General features: G+C 71.5%; 11 protein-coding genes. 6 read left to right on the top strand and 5 right to left on the bottom strand.

Annotated features, from left to right (window positions below; translation table 11 throughout):
* Window position 1 precedes the first annotated feature (1 nt).
* Genes hpaE through ACSJDX_RS00400 form a run of 3 tightly spaced genes read right to left on the bottom strand, consistent with a single transcriptional unit; the run spans window position 2 to window position 3,746 of the window.
* Complete coding sequence (hpaE, locus tag ACSJDX_RS00410; RefSeq protein ID WP_438353635.1) at window positions 2–1,516, bottom strand: 5-carboxymethyl-2-hydroxymuconate semialdehyde dehydrogenase; 1,515 nt, start codon at window positions 1,514–1,516, stop codon at window positions 2–4.
* A gap of 41 nt (window positions 1,517–1,557) precedes the next feature.
* Window positions 1,558–2,268, bottom strand: a complete 711-nt coding sequence (locus tag ACSJDX_RS00405; RefSeq protein ID WP_438353634.1) for a GntR family transcriptional regulator — start codon at window positions 2,266–2,268, stop codon at window positions 1,558–1,560.
* A complete protein-coding gene (locus tag ACSJDX_RS00400) occupies window positions 2,250–3,746 on the bottom strand; it encodes a fumarylacetoacetate hydrolase family protein (RefSeq protein ID WP_438353633.1) in 1,497 nt (498 codons plus the stop codon). The genes ACSJDX_RS00405 and ACSJDX_RS00400 overlap by 19 nt, the downstream gene beginning before the upstream one ends.
* Window positions 3,747–3,878: 132 nt before the next feature.
* Between ACSJDX_RS00400 and ACSJDX_RS00395 the strand changes: the two genes are divergently transcribed.
* The gene (locus tag ACSJDX_RS00395; protein WP_438353632.1) at window positions 3,879–5,261 is read left to right on the top strand and encodes an MFS transporter; all 1,383 of its coding nucleotides are present in this window, start codon (window positions 3,879–3,881) and stop codon (window positions 5,259–5,261) included.
* 48 nt (window positions 5,262–5,309) lie between these two features.
* Entirely contained in the window at window positions 5,310–7,202 is a 1,893-nt protein-coding gene (locus ACSJDX_RS00390) for an FAD-dependent monooxygenase (protein WP_438353631.1), read from the top strand.
* 9 nt (window positions 7,203–7,211) lie between these two features.
* On the opposite strand, the gene ACSJDX_RS00385 is transcribed toward ACSJDX_RS00390, so the two are convergent.
* Window positions 7,212–8,864: a thiamine pyrophosphate-binding protein gene (locus tag ACSJDX_RS00385; RefSeq protein WP_438353630.1), complete on the bottom strand. Its 1,653-nt coding sequence runs from the start codon at window positions 8,862–8,864 to the stop codon at window positions 7,212–7,214.
* Window positions 8,865–9,180: 316 nt separating this feature from the next.
* On the opposite strand from ACSJDX_RS00385, the gene ACSJDX_RS00380 reads away from it, so the two are divergent.
* Genes ACSJDX_RS00380 through ACSJDX_RS00370 form a run of 3 tightly spaced genes read left to right on the top strand, consistent with a single transcriptional unit; the run spans window position 9,181 to window position 12,823 of the window.
* A complete protein-coding gene (locus tag ACSJDX_RS00380; protein ID WP_438353629.1) occupies window positions 9,181–10,653 on the top strand; it encodes an NAD-dependent succinate-semialdehyde dehydrogenase in 1,473 nt (490 codons plus the stop codon).
* 49 nt (window positions 10,654–10,702) lie between these two features.
* Complete coding sequence (locus tag ACSJDX_RS00375) at window positions 10,703–11,776, top strand: winged helix DNA-binding domain-containing protein (RefSeq protein ID WP_438353628.1); 1,074 nt, start codon at window positions 10,703–10,705, stop codon at window positions 11,774–11,776.
* Window positions 11,777–11,800: 24 nt separating this feature from the next.
* Window positions 11,801–12,823 (top strand): DUF4436 family protein, encoded by a 1,023-nt coding sequence (locus ACSJDX_RS00370; protein WP_438353627.1) that lies wholly within the window; start codon window positions 11,801–11,803, stop codon window positions 12,821–12,823.
* A gap of 38 nt (window positions 12,824–12,861) precedes the next feature.
* Here the strand turns inward: ACSJDX_RS00370 and ACSJDX_RS00365 are convergent, their stop codons facing one another.
* A complete protein-coding gene (locus ACSJDX_RS00365; protein WP_438353626.1) occupies window positions 12,862–14,304 on the bottom strand; it encodes a helix-turn-helix domain-containing protein in 1,443 nt (480 codons plus the stop codon).
* 118 nt (window positions 14,305–14,422) lie between these two features.
* Here ACSJDX_RS00365 and ACSJDX_RS00360 point away from each other — a divergent pair, with 118 nt between their 5' ends.
* Complete coding sequence (locus ACSJDX_RS00360) at window positions 14,423–16,318, top strand: phosphoenolpyruvate carboxykinase (GTP) (protein WP_438353625.1); 1,896 nt, start codon at window positions 14,423–14,425, stop codon at window positions 16,316–16,318.

Raw genomic sequence — 16,318 nt, 5'->3', positions numbered from 1 at the left:
CTCAGGCTCCCTTGCCGAAGGTGGGGTTGTGGGCGGCGCCGAGCGTGATGTGCACGGCCTGCTGGTCGGTGTAGAAGTCGATCGAGCGGTAGCCGCCCTCGTGCCCGAGCCCGGAGGCCTTCACTCCGCCGAAGGGGGTGCGCAGGTCGCGCACGTTGTTGGAGTTCAGCCACACCATTCCGGCCTCGATGCTCTGCGCGAAGGTGTGCGCGCGCTTCAGGTCGTTCGTCCAGACATACGCCGCGAGGCCGTACTTGGTGTTGTTCGCCAGCGCCAGCGCCTCCTCGTCGGTGTCGAACGGGGTGATCGCCACCACGGGACCGAAGATCTCCTCCTGGAAGATCCGCGCGTCGGGGGAGACGTCGGCGAACACCGTCGGGGCGACGTAGTTGCCCGTCGGGAAGCCGTCGGGGCGCCCCCCGCCGGCGACCAGGCGCCCCTCGGTCCTGCCGATCTCGATGTACGACATGACCTTGTCGTAGTGCTCGGGGTGCACGAGGGCGCCGACCTCGGTCTTCGGGTCCTGCGGGTCGCCCACGATGACGCGCTGCGCCTGGGCGGCATAGCGCTCGACGAACTCATCGTAGACGGCGCGCTCGACGAGGATGCGCGACCCGGCCGTGCAGCGCTCGCCGTTGAGCGAGAACACCCCGAAGATGGTGGCGTCGATCGCCGCGTCGAGGTCGGCGTCGGCGAAGACGACCGCCGGGGACTTCCCGCCGAGCTCCATCGACAGCCCCTTGAGGAACGGCGCCGCGTTGCCGAAGATCAGCTTGCCGGTCGAGCTCTCGCCGGTGAAGGAGATGAGCGGGACATCCGGATGCTTCACCAGCGCGTCTCCGGCGTCCTCGCCCAGTCCGTTGACCAGGTTGAAGACGCCCTTCGGGAGACCTGCCTCTTCGAAGATGCCCGCCCACAGCGAGGCCGACAGCGGGGTGAACTCGGCCGGCTTGAGCACGACGGTGTTGCCGGTCGCGAGCGCCGGGCCGAGCTTCCACGACTCGAGCATGAACGGGGTGTTCCACGGGGTGATGAGCCCCGCGACCCCGATCGGCTTGCGGTTGACGTAGTTCATCTGGCGCCCGGGCACCTGGAACGCGTCGTCGGTCTGGGCGACGATCAGGTCGGCGAAGAAGCGGAAGTTCTCCGCGGCCCTGCGCGCCTGGCCGAGTGCCTGCGTGATGGGGAGCCCCGAGTCGAACGACTCGAGTTCGGCCAGGCGCGCATCGCGCGACTCGACCAGGTCGGCGATGCGGTGCAGCACGCGGGAGCGCTCGCGCGGCAGCATCCGCGGCCACGGACCCTCCGTGAAGGCGGTGCGGGCGGCCGCGACGGCGCGGTCGATGTCGGCCTTCTTGCCGGCGGCGGCCTGCAGGTAGGCCTCGTTGGTGACCGGGTCGAGCACGTCGAAGGTGTCGCCGTCGACGGAATCGGTGAAGGACCCGTCGATGTAGTGCTGGATGCGGGCGGGGAGGTCGGCCGGGATGTGCCGCGGCTGCGAAGGGGTGTCGCTCATGGGTACGTCTTTCTCGTCAGAGGCGCGGGAGGCGCCGACCTTCAGAAGGCGGGGAGGCCGAGGGCCTCGTCGGGGTGCTCGTGGATCATGTAGGCGTCGAGGGTGGCCGAGCGGTGCCGGCGGGCGGCCTTCTCGATCTCGCCGAGGGGCGCGCCGTTCTCGATGAGACGGAGGATGTTCTCGTGCTCCTGCACCGACTCCGCGGCCCTGCCCGGCACGAAGCTGAAGGTCGAGTCGCGCAGATGCCCGAGGCGCGCCCACTCGGCGTGCACGAGGTCGAGCATGCGCGGGTTCGGGCAGCGTTCGAAGAGCGTGGCGTGGAACTCCTGGTTGAGGCGGGTGAACGCCCGCGGGTCGAAGTGGTCGAGCGTCTCGACCATCAGCTCGTTGACGGCGCGCGCCCGGCGCACGTCGTCGGCGGTGAGGCTGCGCGCCGACAGGGCGGTGGCAGTGCCCTCGAGGATCGACAGCGCCTGCATGCTGTAGCGGTACTGGGAATCGTCCACCATCGACACCCGCGCGCCGACGTTGCGCTCGAACATCACCAGGCCCTCCGCCTCCAGCTGGCGGATCGCCTCGCGCACCGGCACGACGCTCATGTCGAGGTCGCCCGCGATCGTGCCCAGCACGAGCCGGTAGCCCGGGGTGAACTCCTGGCTCGCGATGCGCTCCTTGATCCACCGGTACGCGCGCTGTGACTTGCTCAGCGACGTGTCGACCCCGGTGGGGGCGGTCAGCTCGTCGCGCGCCATGCGTCGTACCTCGCTCTCCACTCGGCGTTCATCGGGAAGAGTCCGTCGATCGGATGCCCCGCCGCGACCTGATCGGCGACCCAGGCGTCCTCGGCCTCCTGCGCGAGCGCGGCCTCTACGACCTCCTCGACGAGCGCCGGAGGGAGGATGATCACGCCGTCCGCGTCGCCCACGATCACGTCGCCGGGCTGCACGGTGGTGCCGCCGCAGCCGATCGTCACGTCGATGTCCCACGGCACGTGCCGGCGGCCGAGAACCGCAGGATGGCCGCCCTTGGAGTAGACCGGCAGGTCGATCGCGGCGACGGCGTCGAGATCGCGCACGCCGCCGTCGGTGACGATGCCGGCCGCGCCCCGGGCGCGGGCGCGGAGGGCGAGGATGTCGCCGAGCGTGCCCGACCCGGTCTCGCCGCGCGCCTCGATCACGATCACCTCGCCCTCGCCGACGGAGTCGAAGGCGCGCTTCTGCGCGTTGTATCCGCCGCCGTGGGAGGCGAAGAGGTCCTCGCGCAGCGGTACGAAGCGCAGCGTCGTGGCGATGCCGACGAGCTTGGTCTCGGGGTGGGTGGAGCGCACGCCGTCGATCGTGACGTGATCGAGTCCCCGCTTGCGCAGCTGGGCCGACAGGGCCGCCACCGGAGCCGCCTCGAGCTTGGCGCGCAGCGCGGGGTCCAGGCGGGGACGCGCCGCGGGCTCCGGTCCCAGCCCCGCGGCCTCGCGCGAGCCCCAGGCATCCGCCCGCTGCGCGTCGTCGACGGCGGGCAGCGAGCCGAGCGCCCCGTCGAAGGGCACAGTACCGGTCTCGACGGTGGTCCTCAGGCGACCGGATGCCGGGGCCCCCGGTGCGGAGGGGGCATCCACCTCCACCTCCACCACGTCGCCGGGCGCGAGCACCGACGACCCCGCCGGGGTGCCGGCCAGGATCACGTCGCCGGGCTCGAGGGTGAGGTGCTGCGACAGATCGGCCACCAGCTGGGGGAGGGGGAAGAGCAGACCGGAGGTGGAGTCCTCCTGCACGAGTGCGCCGTTGACCCAGGTGCGCAGCCTCAGGTCGGCGGGGTCGATCGCGCGGGCGTCGATCAGGGCGGGGCCGATCGGGGTGTAGCCGTCGCGGCCCTTCGAACGGACGTTGGAGCCCTTGTCGTTCGCGCGCAGGTCGTACACGCCCAGGTCGTTCGCGGCGGTCACTCCCGCGACGTGCGCCCACGCCTTCTCGAGCGGGACGCGCGTCGCGGTCGTTCCGATGACCACGGCGATCTCGCCCTCGAAGGCCAGCAGCTCGGTGCCGGCGGGCCGCTCCACGGCGCTGCCGGAGGCGGCGACGGAGCTGGCCGGCTTGAGGAAGTACGAGGGGGCGGCCGGGCGGCGACCGCGCTGGTCGGCGCGCGAGGCGTAGTTCAGGTGCACCGCGATGATCTTGCCCGGACGGGCCGGAAGGCCCGAGAAGCGGTGGTCCGCGGCATCCGTGTCGGTCGTCATGAGCTCCCTCGCCCTGATGTCACTCTTGCGTCGTATCTGAAATCGTATATGATCGTGTCTCGCCAGGCAAGCGCGATCTCGCGCCGCCGGCGCACCCCAGACAGTGACGTCACACGACACAGGAGTCCGCAGATGAGCAACCCGTCATCGCCGTCCACCCTCACCCCGACCGGCACGATCGCCTCGCCGACGGATCGCCGTCGCGTCGTGTTCGCCACGGTCGTGGGCACCACCGTCGAGTGGTACGACTTCTTCATCTACGCCACCGCGGTGGGCCTCGTCTTCGGGCAGCTGTTCTTCGCCGGGCTCGGCGCGGACAGCGCCCTGATCGCGTTCGCGACCGTGGGCGTGAGCTTCCTCTTCCGCCCCCTCGGCGCCTTCCTCGCCGGCCACTTCGGCGACAAGTACGGCCGCAAGGTCGTGCTGATGTGGACGCTCATCCTGATGGGGATCGCCACCGCGCTGATCGGCGTGCTGCCCACCGCCGACGCGATCGGGATCGCCGCACCGATCCTCCTCGTCGTGCTGCGCATCGTGCAGGGGCTCTCGGCCGGCGGCGAATGGGGCGGCGCGGTGCTGATGGCCGTCGAGCACGCCCCGAAGAGGCGCCGCGGCGCGTTCGGCGCCTCTCCCCAGATCGGCGTGCCGCTCGGACTGCTCCTGGCCTCCGGCGTGATGGCGCTCATGGCCATGATCGCGCCGGGCGAGGCGTTCCTCGTGTGGGGCTGGCGCGTGCCGTTCCTCCTCAGCGTCGTGCTGATCCTGATCGGCTGGTACGTGCGTCGTCGCGTCGAGGAGAGCCCGGTGTTCGCCGAGCTGGCAGAGCGCAAGGAGAAGGCGCAGATGCCGATCGTGCAGCTGCTGCGCAAGCATGCACTGCTCGTGCTGATCGCCGCGCTCGTCTTCGCCGGCAACAACGCCGTCGGGTACATGACGACCGGCGGCTACATCCAGAACTACGCCACCAACCCGAATGGTCCGCTCGCGCTCGACCGCACCGCCGTGCTGTGGGCGGTCGCCGGGTCGGCGGTCACGTGGCTGCTCGCCACGTACGCGGCCGGGGTGATCTCCGACCGGATCGGGCGGCGCACGACCTACATCGTCGGCTGGATCCTGCAGCTGGTGGGTGTGTTCACCCTCTTCCCGCTCGTGAACACCGGCAGCGTCGGGCTGCTGTTCCTGGGGTTGGCCGTCCTCACGATCGGCCTGGGATTCACCTACGGCCCGCAGGCGGCGCTGTACTCCGAGCTCTTCCCCGCCTCGATCCGCTTCTCGGGCGTCTCGATCTCGTACGCGATCGGCGCGATCCTCGGCGGCGCGTTCGCCCCCACCATCGCCACCGCCCTGGTGAAGGCGACCGGTGGCACGATGGCCGTCACGTGGTACCTGGCCGGGATGACGGTGATCGGCCTGATCGCCACGCTGCTGCTGCGCGACCGCACGGGCATCCCGCTCGGTCTCGATGCCGAGGAGCAGCAGTCGGTCAGTCCGATCCGCGGCCTCTCGAAGGCGTGAGACGTCCGGCGTAGCCTGAGCCCCGCACGACACCCGCAGGAGAATCGCATGCAGTTCCACCACCACGGCTACGTCTCGGGCGACCCGCGGGTGCGCCCCGCAGCCGGCACGGGGGTCGATCGACCGGTCGACCTCCCCGACGAGATCGACGTGCTGATCGTGGGCTCGGGACCGGCGGGGATGCTGCTGGCGGCGCAGCTGTCGGAGTACCCCGACGTCACCACGCGCCTCATCGAGCGGCGGGACGGGCGGCTCGTGCTCGGCCAGGCCGACGGCATCCAGCCGCGCAGCGTCGAGACGTTCCAGGCGTTCGGGTTCGCCGAGCGCATCGTCGCCGAGGCGTACAACATCGGCTGGATGAACTTCTGGGGACCCGACCCGGAGCGCCCGCAGAACATCGTGCGCACCGCCCGCACCGAGGACTACGCGCTCGCCATCAGCGAGTTCCCGCACCTCATCGTCAATCAGGCCAGGGTGCTCGACTACTTCGCCGAGGCCGCCGCGACCGGTCCGGGCCGCATCGTGCCGGACTACGGCGTGGAGTTCCTCGGGCTCACCGTGCACGCCGATGGCGCGTACCCCGTCGAGGTCCGGCTGCGGTACACCGCGGGCGAGCGCGACGGCGAGGAGCGCACGATCCGGGCGAAGTACGTCGCGGGCTGCGACGGCGCCCGCAGCCGCGTGCGCGAGGCGATCGGCCGCGTGCACGTCGGGGGCAGTTCGGCGCATGCGTGGGGCGTCATGGACGTGCTCGTCAACACCGATTTCCCGGATTGGCGCACCAAGTGCGCGATCAACGCCGAGGCGGGCAACATCCTGCTCATCCCCCGCGAGGGCGGGTACCTCTGCCGCGTCTACGTCGACCTCGGCGAGGTCGCCGCCGACGACGATCACCGCGTGCGCGCGACGCCCGTCGAGGAGGTCATCACGCGGGCGAACGCGATCCTGCACCCGTACGCGCTCGACGTGAAGCAGGTGGCGTGGAGCAGCGTGTACGAGGTCGGCCACCGCGTCACCGACGGCTTCGACGACGTGGACGAGGGGACGGATGCCTCGCCGCGCGTCTTCCTCACCGGCGACGCGTGTCACACCCACAGTGCCAAGGCGGGCCAGGGCATGAACGTCTCGATGCAGGACGGCTTCAACCTCGGATGGAAGCTGGGTTCGGTGCTCACGGGGCTGAGCCCGGCATCCCTCCTGTCGACCTACAGCGCCGAACGGCGTCCGGTCGCCCAGCAGCTCATCGACTTCGACCGGGAGTGGTCGTCGCTGATGGCGCGCAAGCCGGAGGAGATCTCCGACCCGCAGGAGCTGGCGACCTTCTACCTCGGCACCGCCGAGTTCCCCTCCGGATTCATGACGCAGTACGGCCCGTCGCCGATCGTCGGCGCCTCGACGCACCAGGCGCTCGCCGCCGGATTCCCGATCGGCAAGCGGCTGAAGTCGTCCGAGGTGGTGCGGGTCGCCGACGGCAACGCCGTGCACCTCGGCCACCACGCCAGAGCCGACGGGCGCTGGCGTCTCTACGCGTTCGCCGACGCGCCCGCGGCGGGTGCGGCATCCGCGCTGTCGCGCTGGGCCGAATGGCTGGGAACGGCGGATGCCTCGCCGGTGCGCCGGTTCACGCCCGCCGGGGCGGACCTCGACGCGCTGTTCGACGTCAAGGTCGTCTACCAGCAGCCGCACGAGCAGATCGACGTCCTCGCGGCACCGGCGCTGTTCCGTCCTGAATCAGGGCCTCTCAGGCTCGCCGACTGGGAGAAGGTGTTCGCCGCCGCGCCGAGCGCGTGGACGACGACCGACATCTTCGACGAGCGGGAGCTCTCCCGGGGCGGCGTGGTGGTGGTGGTGCGCCCCGACCAGTACGTCGCGCACGTGCTGCCGCTGGAGGCCACCGACGAGCTCGCGGCGTTCTTCGAGGGCGTCTTCCTCCCGCGGTGACTCCGACGGTCAGGAGTTCACGCGGATGATCTCCTGCTGGTACGGCGCGATCACGTCGCCCGAGATGCGCAGATCCAGCAGCAGGAACCGGCGGGTCGCGGCATCCTCCGTCGTCCACGACGCGAGCCGGTCGAGGTCGGCCAGTGTCCGCACCACGACGCCCTCCGCGCCGACCGCCTCCGCGAGCCCGGCGAAGTCGACCTCCGGGATGCGCATCGGGCCGTCGGCGAGGCCCTTGAGGCCGTAGAGGTTCACCTCGGCGCCGTAGGCGGCGTCGTTCCAGACCACCGCGATTCCGCGCCCCCCGGCGACGCGCACGGCGCTCTCCAGATCGGCCAGGGCCATCAGCCCGCCGCCGTCGCCGGTGGTGAGCACGACCGTCGCGTCGGGCTGCGCGAGCGCGGCGCCCGGGACCGACGGGAAGCCGAGGCCGATCGACTGGAAGGCGGTGCCGACCATGATCATGCGGTCGGGAGAGGCGACCGGCCAGTGCATGTTCGCCCAGCCGATGAAGTGGCCGCCGTCCGAGACCACCACGCGGTCCTGCGGGAGCAGGGCGCCGATGCGCGCCGCGGCCGAGCGCGGGTCCAGGCGGCCGTCGGGGGCGAGGTCGTCGCCGTTGGAGTGGGCGGCGACGGCGGCGACGTCCACCGACTCGCGCCAGCCCGACGGGGCGGTGCCCGATGCGCGGAGGGCGTCGACCAGCATCCGGGCCCCGATCGCGGCATCCGCCCGGACGAAGCCGCCGACGTGCGGGTGGGTCGCGGCCGGCGTGATGTCGATCTGGAACACGCGGGTGCCGGGGGCGAACAGGTCGCCGAAGCGCATCGTGAACTGGTTGAGCGACGCGCCGAAGACGACCGCCACGTCCGCCTCGCGCACGAGGTCCATGGCTCCCTCGGCGCCGAAGCCGCCCGTGACGCCCAGGTCGTACCGCGCATCCGGGAAGACCCCGCGTCCGAGTGCGCTGGAGGCGGTGAGCGCGCCCGTGGCGGCGGCGAGGTCGCCGAGCGCCGCCCCGGCGCCGGACAGCCAAGCCCCGCGCCCGGCCAGCAGGAACGGACGTTCGGCGGCCGCGAGCGCACCGGCGATCTCGTCGATCATGCCCCGGGCGAAGGGCCCGGCGGGGGAGAGGGGCGCCGGGATGCCGGGCGCCGCGGTCTCGGGCACGAGACCGGCCTCCAGCACGGCGACGTCGTAGGGGATCGCGAGCACCGCCGGCACGCGGTAGGCGAGGGCGTGCTCGATCGCGATGACGGTGGTGGCCGCGGCATCCGCCCGCCCCACCGTGTACGTGCGCGCCCCGACGGCCGATGCCATCGCGATCTGGTCGACGCCCCATGGCCGCGGGCCCGACGTGGGCTCGTCGCCCACCACGAGAACGAGCGGGACGTGGGCCTGCACGGCCTCGGCCAACGCCGTGAGGGTGTTGGTGAACCCCGCGCCGTAGGTGGCGGTCGCGGCGGCGAGCCCTCCGCCGGCCCGGTGGAACGCGTCGGCGGCCACGACCCCGCCGGCTTCGTGTCGCACTGCGGTGAAGGTGGCGGAAGTCTCGCGCTCGATCGCGTCGAGGAAGTAGGCGTTGCCGTTGCCCATCACCCCGAAGACGTGGTCGATGTGGCGGGCGAGGGTGACGGCGACGTGTGCGGAGACGCGGGGCATGGCGGAGCCTTTCGAGACGACAACGGAGGATTCCGTATATGTCTCGCCCTCCGTCGATGGAGCGGCTGCGTGCCCTTTTTTCGAGCACCGGCGCGGAAGTGCCGGACCTCACGATCCTACAAGCGGCCGGCGGAACGGATGCCTCGCTCGCCGCTCGCCCGTCGGGACAGTGCATGCGCGGTGAATGTACGCAATGTACAACGCGGTCGTGGCTCGTCGGTCGCGAGAATGAGGGGGACTGTCACCGTCGCGGCGCGGGACCCGGAATCGGGTCGCCCGCGGCACCACCGATCCACCCCGATGAAGGGACACCCCCGTGACCGAAGATCGTGAGACCACCCTGCTCGACAGCGTGCCCGACGGGCTGTTCATCGGCGGGGAATGGCGTCCCGCCGCGGAGGGCGGCACGCTGCGCGTGTTCGACCCGGCCACCGGGAACGTCGTCAAGACGATCGCGGATGCCCGCCCCGCCGACGGCATGGCGGCACTGGACGCCGCTGTCGAGGCATCCGCCTCATGGGCGGCCACGCCCGCCCGTGAGCGCGGCGAGATCCTCCGGCGCACGTTCGACCTCCTTCAGGAGCGCAAGGAGGACTTCGCGCTGCTGATGACGATCGAGATGGGCAAGCCGCTCGCCGAGGCGCGCGGCGAGGTCGCGTACGGCGGCGAGTTCCTGCGCTGGTTCAGCGAGGAGGCCGTCCGCGCCGGCGGTCGCTACGGCGCCAACCCCGAGGGCACCGGTCGCATGATCGTCACGCAGCACCCGGTCGGCCCGTGCTTCCTGATCACGCCGTGGAACTTCCCGCTCGCCATGGCCACGCGCAAGATCGCCCCTGCGCTGGCCGCCGGCTGCACCGTGGTGATCAAGCCCCCGGAGCTCACCCCGCTCACGACGCTGCTGTTCGTGAAGCTGCTGGAGGAGGCCGGGCTGCCGAAGGGCGTCGTCAACGTCTTCACCACCTCGACCTCGTCGGCCGTGTCGGCCCCGATCATCGCCGACCCCCGGCTGCGCAAGCTCTCGTTCACCGGATCGACCCCGGTGGGCGTGCGCCTGCTCGAGCAGGCCGCGAAGGGCGTGCTGCGCACCTCGATGGAGCTCGGCGGCAACGCGCCGTTCGTGGTGTTCGACGACGCCGACCTCGACAAGGCGGTCGACGGCGCGATCGCGGCCAAGTTCCGCAACATCGGTCAGGCGTGCACCGCGGCCAACCGCTTCATCGTGCACCGTTCGGTGGTCGACGAGTTCGCACGCCGGGTCACCGAGCGGGTCGCGGGCTTCACGATGGGACGCGGCACCGAGGAGGGCGTCACGATCGGACCGCTCATCGACGAGAAGGCCGTGGCCAAGGCCGAGGAGCTCGTCGGCGACGCCGTCTCGCGCGGAGCGACCCTGCGCATCGGCGGACAGCGGGGCGAGGGTGCGGGCACCTTCTACGAGGCCACCGTGATCTCCGACGTGCAGCCGGGCTCGGCGATCCTGAACGAGGAGATCTTCGGGCCGGTGCTCGCGATCATCCCGTTCGACGACGAGGACGAGGCCGTGCGCATCGCCAACGACACGGAGTACGGGCTCGTGTCGTACGTCTACACCGAGAGCCTGTCGCGCGGGCAGCGCATGATCGAGCGCCTCGCGACCGGGATGATGGGCCTCAACGTCGGCGTGGTCTCCAACGCCGCGGCGCCCTTCGGCGGGTGGAAGATGTCGGGCCTCGGCCGCGAGGGCGGCGCCGAGGGCATCCACGAGTACCTGCAGACGAAGTACACGCTCACCGCCAACCCGTTCGCCTGATCCCTCCCGGGGATCGCGGCGTGTCCGCGGTCCCCGGGATGATGGGTCCATGGAGTCCGTGATCGAGCGCCGCCTGCGGTCGCACCGGCTGTCGGCCCCCGCGGCATCCGTCGTCGACGCCGCCGGCCACATGCTCGCCGTGCAGGCACAGGAGTTCTGGGGCGGGCGCTGGGCGCTCGCGGCGCGCTCGCGAGGCGAACCCACGGTGCGCGACGTCGACGCGGCGTTCGATCGGGGCCGACTCGTGCGCGCGTGGACGATGCGGGGAACGATCCACGTGATCCCGGCACGCGATCTCGCGTGGGTGCTGTCGGTCACCGGCGAGCGCCAGCTGCGCGCCGCCGCCTCCCGGCACCGGCAGCTCGGGCTCGACGACGCGGTCCTCGCCCGCGCAGAGACGGCCGTGCGCGCGGCGCTGCGCGGCGGCGGACGCCTCACCCGCGCCGAGCTCTTCGCCCTGCTCGAGGGCATCGGCATCGATCCGCGCGAGCAGCGCGGCGTGCACGTCATCCAGTCCCTCGCGCTGCGCGCCGTGATCGTGTCGGGCCCGGTCGTGCCGCGCGAGGGCGGTCCCACGCGCGAGCAGCACCTCGTGCTCGCGGAGGAGTGGGTGACGGATGCCTCGACTCCCGCCGATCCGCTGGCAGAGCTGTTCGTGCGCTACATCGACGGGCACGGCCCGGCCGCGCCGGCCGACTTCGCCTGGTGGGCGGGGTTGCCGATCGGCATGGCCCGCGCCGCCGCGGAGGCGGCGGGCGCCCGCGTGAAGCAGGTCGACGATCGCGGCGACGGCGTGTTCGTGGCGGGCGGCCCCGCGCCGCGACGCGCCGCCGCGACGCCGCGCGTCCTCGCGCTCCCGCCGTTCGAGGAGTACTTCCTCGCCTACCAGGACCGCACCGTGCCCCTCGCCGAGCCGTTCCTGCGCCGGGTCGGTCCGGGCATCAACGGCATCGTGCGCCCGATCCTCGTCGCCGACGGCACGGTCGTGGGCGTGTGGACGCACTCCCTCGCCGTGGGACGGCACACCGACGATCCCGTTCCCGAGCTGTTCGTGCCGGATGCCGCGACCCCGGCCGAGATCGTCGACGCCCTCGAACGGTATCGCCGCTTCATCACGGGGTAGCGGGGTCTCTGCCACACTGGCTCCGTGGAAGAGCGGTCCCGGTGGCGCTGGACGCGCGCGCGACGCATCGCCGCGATCATCGCGGTGTGCGCGATCGTCGTCTACGGCGCGGTGGTGGCCCTGTACGCCCTGAGCGACCGCTCCCGCGACATCGGGTGCCAGGGCGACCCGCCGGCCGACTCCCTCCTGCTCGAGCTGCGCCCCGAGGCCGTCGACGCCGCCGGAGACCGGATCGCCGTCAATCTGGCGGTGCGCTCGTTCGGCCCGCTGCAGGACCCGGTCACGGGGCTGTCGACCGATGCGGTGACCCTCTACGTGACCGACACCGACGGCAGTCCCACCCACACCTTCGAGGCCGGCCAGGTGCCGTCGCCGATCGCGATGCGCTTCATCACCGACGGCTACATCGAGCGCTGGCCGTTCGACGCGCACGTCGCCCGCTTCGCCGTCGTGGCCCTCCGCGGCACCGCGCCCGACGGGACGGTCGTGCCCGTCACGATCTGCGGCACCCCGAACGTTCCCGGATGGATGTTCGCGTCCGAGCCGGTCCCGGGCACCGAGGCGCTCATCGTCGACGGCGCGCCCGTCGATCAGGTGCAGCTGTCCGCGCACCGTGCGGGCGCCACGACCGCCTTCGGCCTCGTCATCCTCGCGCTCATGGTCGTGATGCCCGCGCTGACCCTCACCGTCGCGGTGGTCGCCTACCGCGGCCGGCGCAAGGTCGAGGCGACGCTCATGAGCTGGATGGCGGCGATGGTGTTCGCGACCATCCCGCTCCGCGGCTTCCTGCCCGGCTCGCCGCCGATCGGCTCGTGGGTCGACTACCTCGTCGTGCTGTGGGTGCTGGTCGGCCTCGTCATCGGCCTGATCGTCTACGTGCTCGCGTGGCTGCGCTGGAGTCCCGTCGCCGGTGCCCCGCGGGAGCAGGCGACGGATGCCGCGCTCCCCGTCGTGCTCGCCGCGTCGGCGTCGGCCGCTCCGCCGGTCACCCCCTCAGCCGAGGACGGCGGAGACACGGGTGACGGGGGCGGTGGCGGCGCTCACTGAGCCCCCCCCGCGAGCGGTCCGCTCGCCGAGGCATCCGCTCACCCTTCGGCGTGACGCTCCAGGAACGTGTACACCTCGTTGTCGTCGACGCCGGGGAAGGATCCGCGCGGGAGCGGAGAGAACATGTGCATGTGCACGCGCGCGCTCGGCCACGCCTTGCCGTCCCACCGGTCGGCGATGTCGGTCGGCGGGCGGCGGCAGCACGCTTCATCGGGGCACGATGACACGGCCCGCTTGGACGTCTCACGGCCTCGGAACCACTTGGCGTCGTCGAACGGCACCCCCACCGTGATCGAGAACTCGCCGGCGCCCGTCATGCCGGTCTGCGTCGAGCACCAGAACGTGCCGGCCGGGGTGTCGGTGTACTGGTAGTGCTCGGTGGTGCGGTTCTGCTCCTCGAACGCGGATCGTGCGAGGAACCGACGGCACACGATCTGGCCCTCGACCGAACCGGTGACGTCCATCGGCACGGGCAGATCGTCGTTCTCGTAGACCCGGTTGATCGCCCCCGATCCGTCGACGCGCAGGAAGTGCAGCGGGATGCCGACGTGCTGCGTGAGCAGGTTGGTCAGGCGCATCGCCGCGGCCTCGTGCGTCACGCCGAACGCGTCGCGGAAGTCCTCGACGGCGAGGTTGCGGTCGCGCTTGGCCTGCTGCAGGAACGCCACCGAGGCCGTCTCGGGCATGAGGCAGCAGGCGGCGTAGTAGTTGATCTCGAGGCGCTGCTGCAGGAAGTCGCCGTAGTCGCTCGGGCGCTCGTGGCCCAGCAGCCGATGGGCCATCGCCTGCAGCGCCATCGAGCGCAGCCCGTGGCCGCCGGGGATCGACGCGGGCGGCAGGTAGATGCGGCCGTTCTCGAGGTCGGTCACCGAACGGGCCGAGTGCGGCAGGTCGTTGACGTACAGCAGCTCGAAGCCGAGCTGCTGGGCCATGATGCTCACCGAGCGGTGGGTGAGCGCGCCCGAGACGTGCCCGGCGGCTTTGAGCTGCTTCTCGGCGAGGCGCTCGATGTCGGGCAGGTAGTTGTCGCGTTCGCGCATGCGCAGGCGTAGCTCGGTGTTGGCGCGGCGGGCCTCCTCCGGAGTCGCGATCGTCTCGCGTTCGCGTCGTTCGAGCTCGCGGTGCAAGCCCAGGATCGATTCGATCGTCTCGTCGCTCATTCCCTTGGTGACCTTCACCGGAGCCACGCCGAGCTGTCGGAACACGGAGCTCGATTGGGCGCGGGCGAGTGAGATCTCCAGCGCCGCGCGCCGGTTGGGCGGCTCGGCCGACAGCAGCTCGGCGACGTCGATGCCGGTGGCCGCGGCGATCGCCTGCAGCAGCGACAGCTTCGGCTCCCGCTTGCCGTTCTCGATCAGGCTGAGCTGACTGCCGGCGACGCCCACGATCTCGCCGAGCTCGTCCAGCGTGTAGCCGTGCGAGACGCGCTGGTGGCGGATGCGATGGCCGAGCGTCGACAGTTCGAGGGAGGTGCTGGGCATTCCTTGAGCATAGTGAAAGAAACGCGATTCTTGCGACAGGAAGTGACCGAAAGACTGAGGGGAAGCGCGCGAGAGTGAAGGAGGACACAGATCTCGCGTCTCTCGAGGAGGAAACGACATGGCTCTGGCCGACATCTTCACCCGCCCCGCCGCACCGGCCGCATCGGGTCGTACCGTCGCCGTCGCCCCCACCTTCGGCGGGCGCCCGACGGTCGAGGGCGAGGGCATGGCCGCGCTCTACACGTGGGTCGAGGAGATCGCCGCCCTGACGCAGCCCGCCCGCATCCACTGGGTCGACGGCTCGCGCGCCGAGAACGACGCGCTGCTGCGCGAGCAGGTCGACGAGGGCAAGCTCATCAAGCTCAACCCCGAGTGGCGTCCCGGCTCCTACCTCGCCCGCTCGCACCCGAGCGATGTCGCCCGCACCGAGGGGCGCACCTTCATCGCCTCCGAACGGGAGGAGGACGCCGGACCGACGAACAACTGGGCCGACCCCGCAGAGATCCGCGGCACCCTCCGCGGACTGTTCGAGGGCTCGATGCGCGGCCGCACGATGTACGTCGTGCCGTTCTCCATGGGCGCCGTGGGCGGACCGCTCTCGCACATCGGTGTGCAGGTCACCGACAGCGCCTACGCCGTCACCTCGATCGGCATCATGACCCATGTCGGCACCGCGGTGCTCGCGCAGATCGCAGCGGGCGCCGACTGGGTGAAGACCGTGCACTCCGTCGGTGCGCCGCTGGCGCCGGGAGAGGCGGATGCCGCGTGGCCCTGCAACGACGAGAAGTACATCGTGCACTTCCCGGACACCCTCGAGGTGTGGTCGTTCGGCTCCGGCTACGGCGGGAACGCGATCCTCGCGAAGAAGTGCTTCGCCCTGCGCATCGCCTCCGTGATCGGCCGCAACGAGGGCTGGCTCGCCGAGCACATGCTCCTCATCCGCGTCATCGATCCGGCCGGGCGCGCCTACCACGTCGCGGCGGCGTTCCCCTCGGCCTGCGGCAAGACGAACCTCGCGATGCTGCGTCCCACGATCCCCGGGTGGCGGGTCGAGACCCTCGGCGACGACATCTCGTGGCTGCGCCCGGGGGAGGACGGCCGCCTGTGGGCGATCAACCCCGAGGCGGGCTTCTTCGGCGTCGCGCCCGGCACCGGCGAGTCCACGAACGTCACGGCCGTCGAGACCCTGTGGGGCAACACGATCTTCACGAACGTGGCCCTGCGCCCCGACGGCGATGTCTGGTGGGAGGGACTCACCGACGAGGCGCCGCCGCACCTGACCGACTGGGAGGGCAACCCCTGGACGCCCGACATGGGCCGTCCCGCCGCCCACCCCAACTCGCGCTTCACCGTTTCGGCCGCGCAGTGCCCGCAGATCGCCCCCGACTGGAACGCGCCTCAGGGCGTTCCGCTCGACGTGATCCTGTTCGGAGGTCGCCGCGCCACCAACGTCCCGCTCGTGGTCGAGGCCACCGACTGGACGCACGGCGTGTTCATGGGCTCGAACATCTCGTCCGAGCGCACCGCGGCCGCCGAGGGACTCGTCGGCGAGCTGCGCCGCGACCCCTTCGCGATGCTGCCCTTCTGCGGCTACAACATGGCGGACTACTTCGGCCACTGGCTCAAGATCGGTCAGCAGCTCCGCTTCGATCGGGCCCCGCGCATCTTCCAGGTCAACTGGTTCCGCAAGGGGGCCGACGGCCGATTCCTGTGGCCCGGCTTCGGCGACAACTCCCGCGTCATCGACTGGATCATCCGCCGTGTCGACGGCGAGGTGGGCGCCGTCGACAGCCCGATCGGGCGGCTGCCCGAGGCATCCGATCTCGATCTCGACGGCATCGACGTGCCGCAGGCCGACCTCGACGAGCTGTTCGCGGTCGACCCGATCTCCTGGGAGCGCGAGGCCGACCTCACCGAGGAGTTCTACGCCACGTTCGGCGGCCGGGTCCCCGCACCCCTGCAGTCGGAGCTCTCGGCGCTGCGCTACCGCCTGAAGCAGGCGCAGACCGCCTGA

Origin of the sequence: Microbacterium fluminis (assembly GCF_051549805.1) — a bacterium.
In the GTDB taxonomy this organism is placed as follows: domain Bacteria; phylum Actinomycetota; class Actinomycetes; order Actinomycetales; family Microbacteriaceae; genus Microbacterium.
This window is presented reverse-complemented; position numbering and strand designations above follow the sequence as displayed.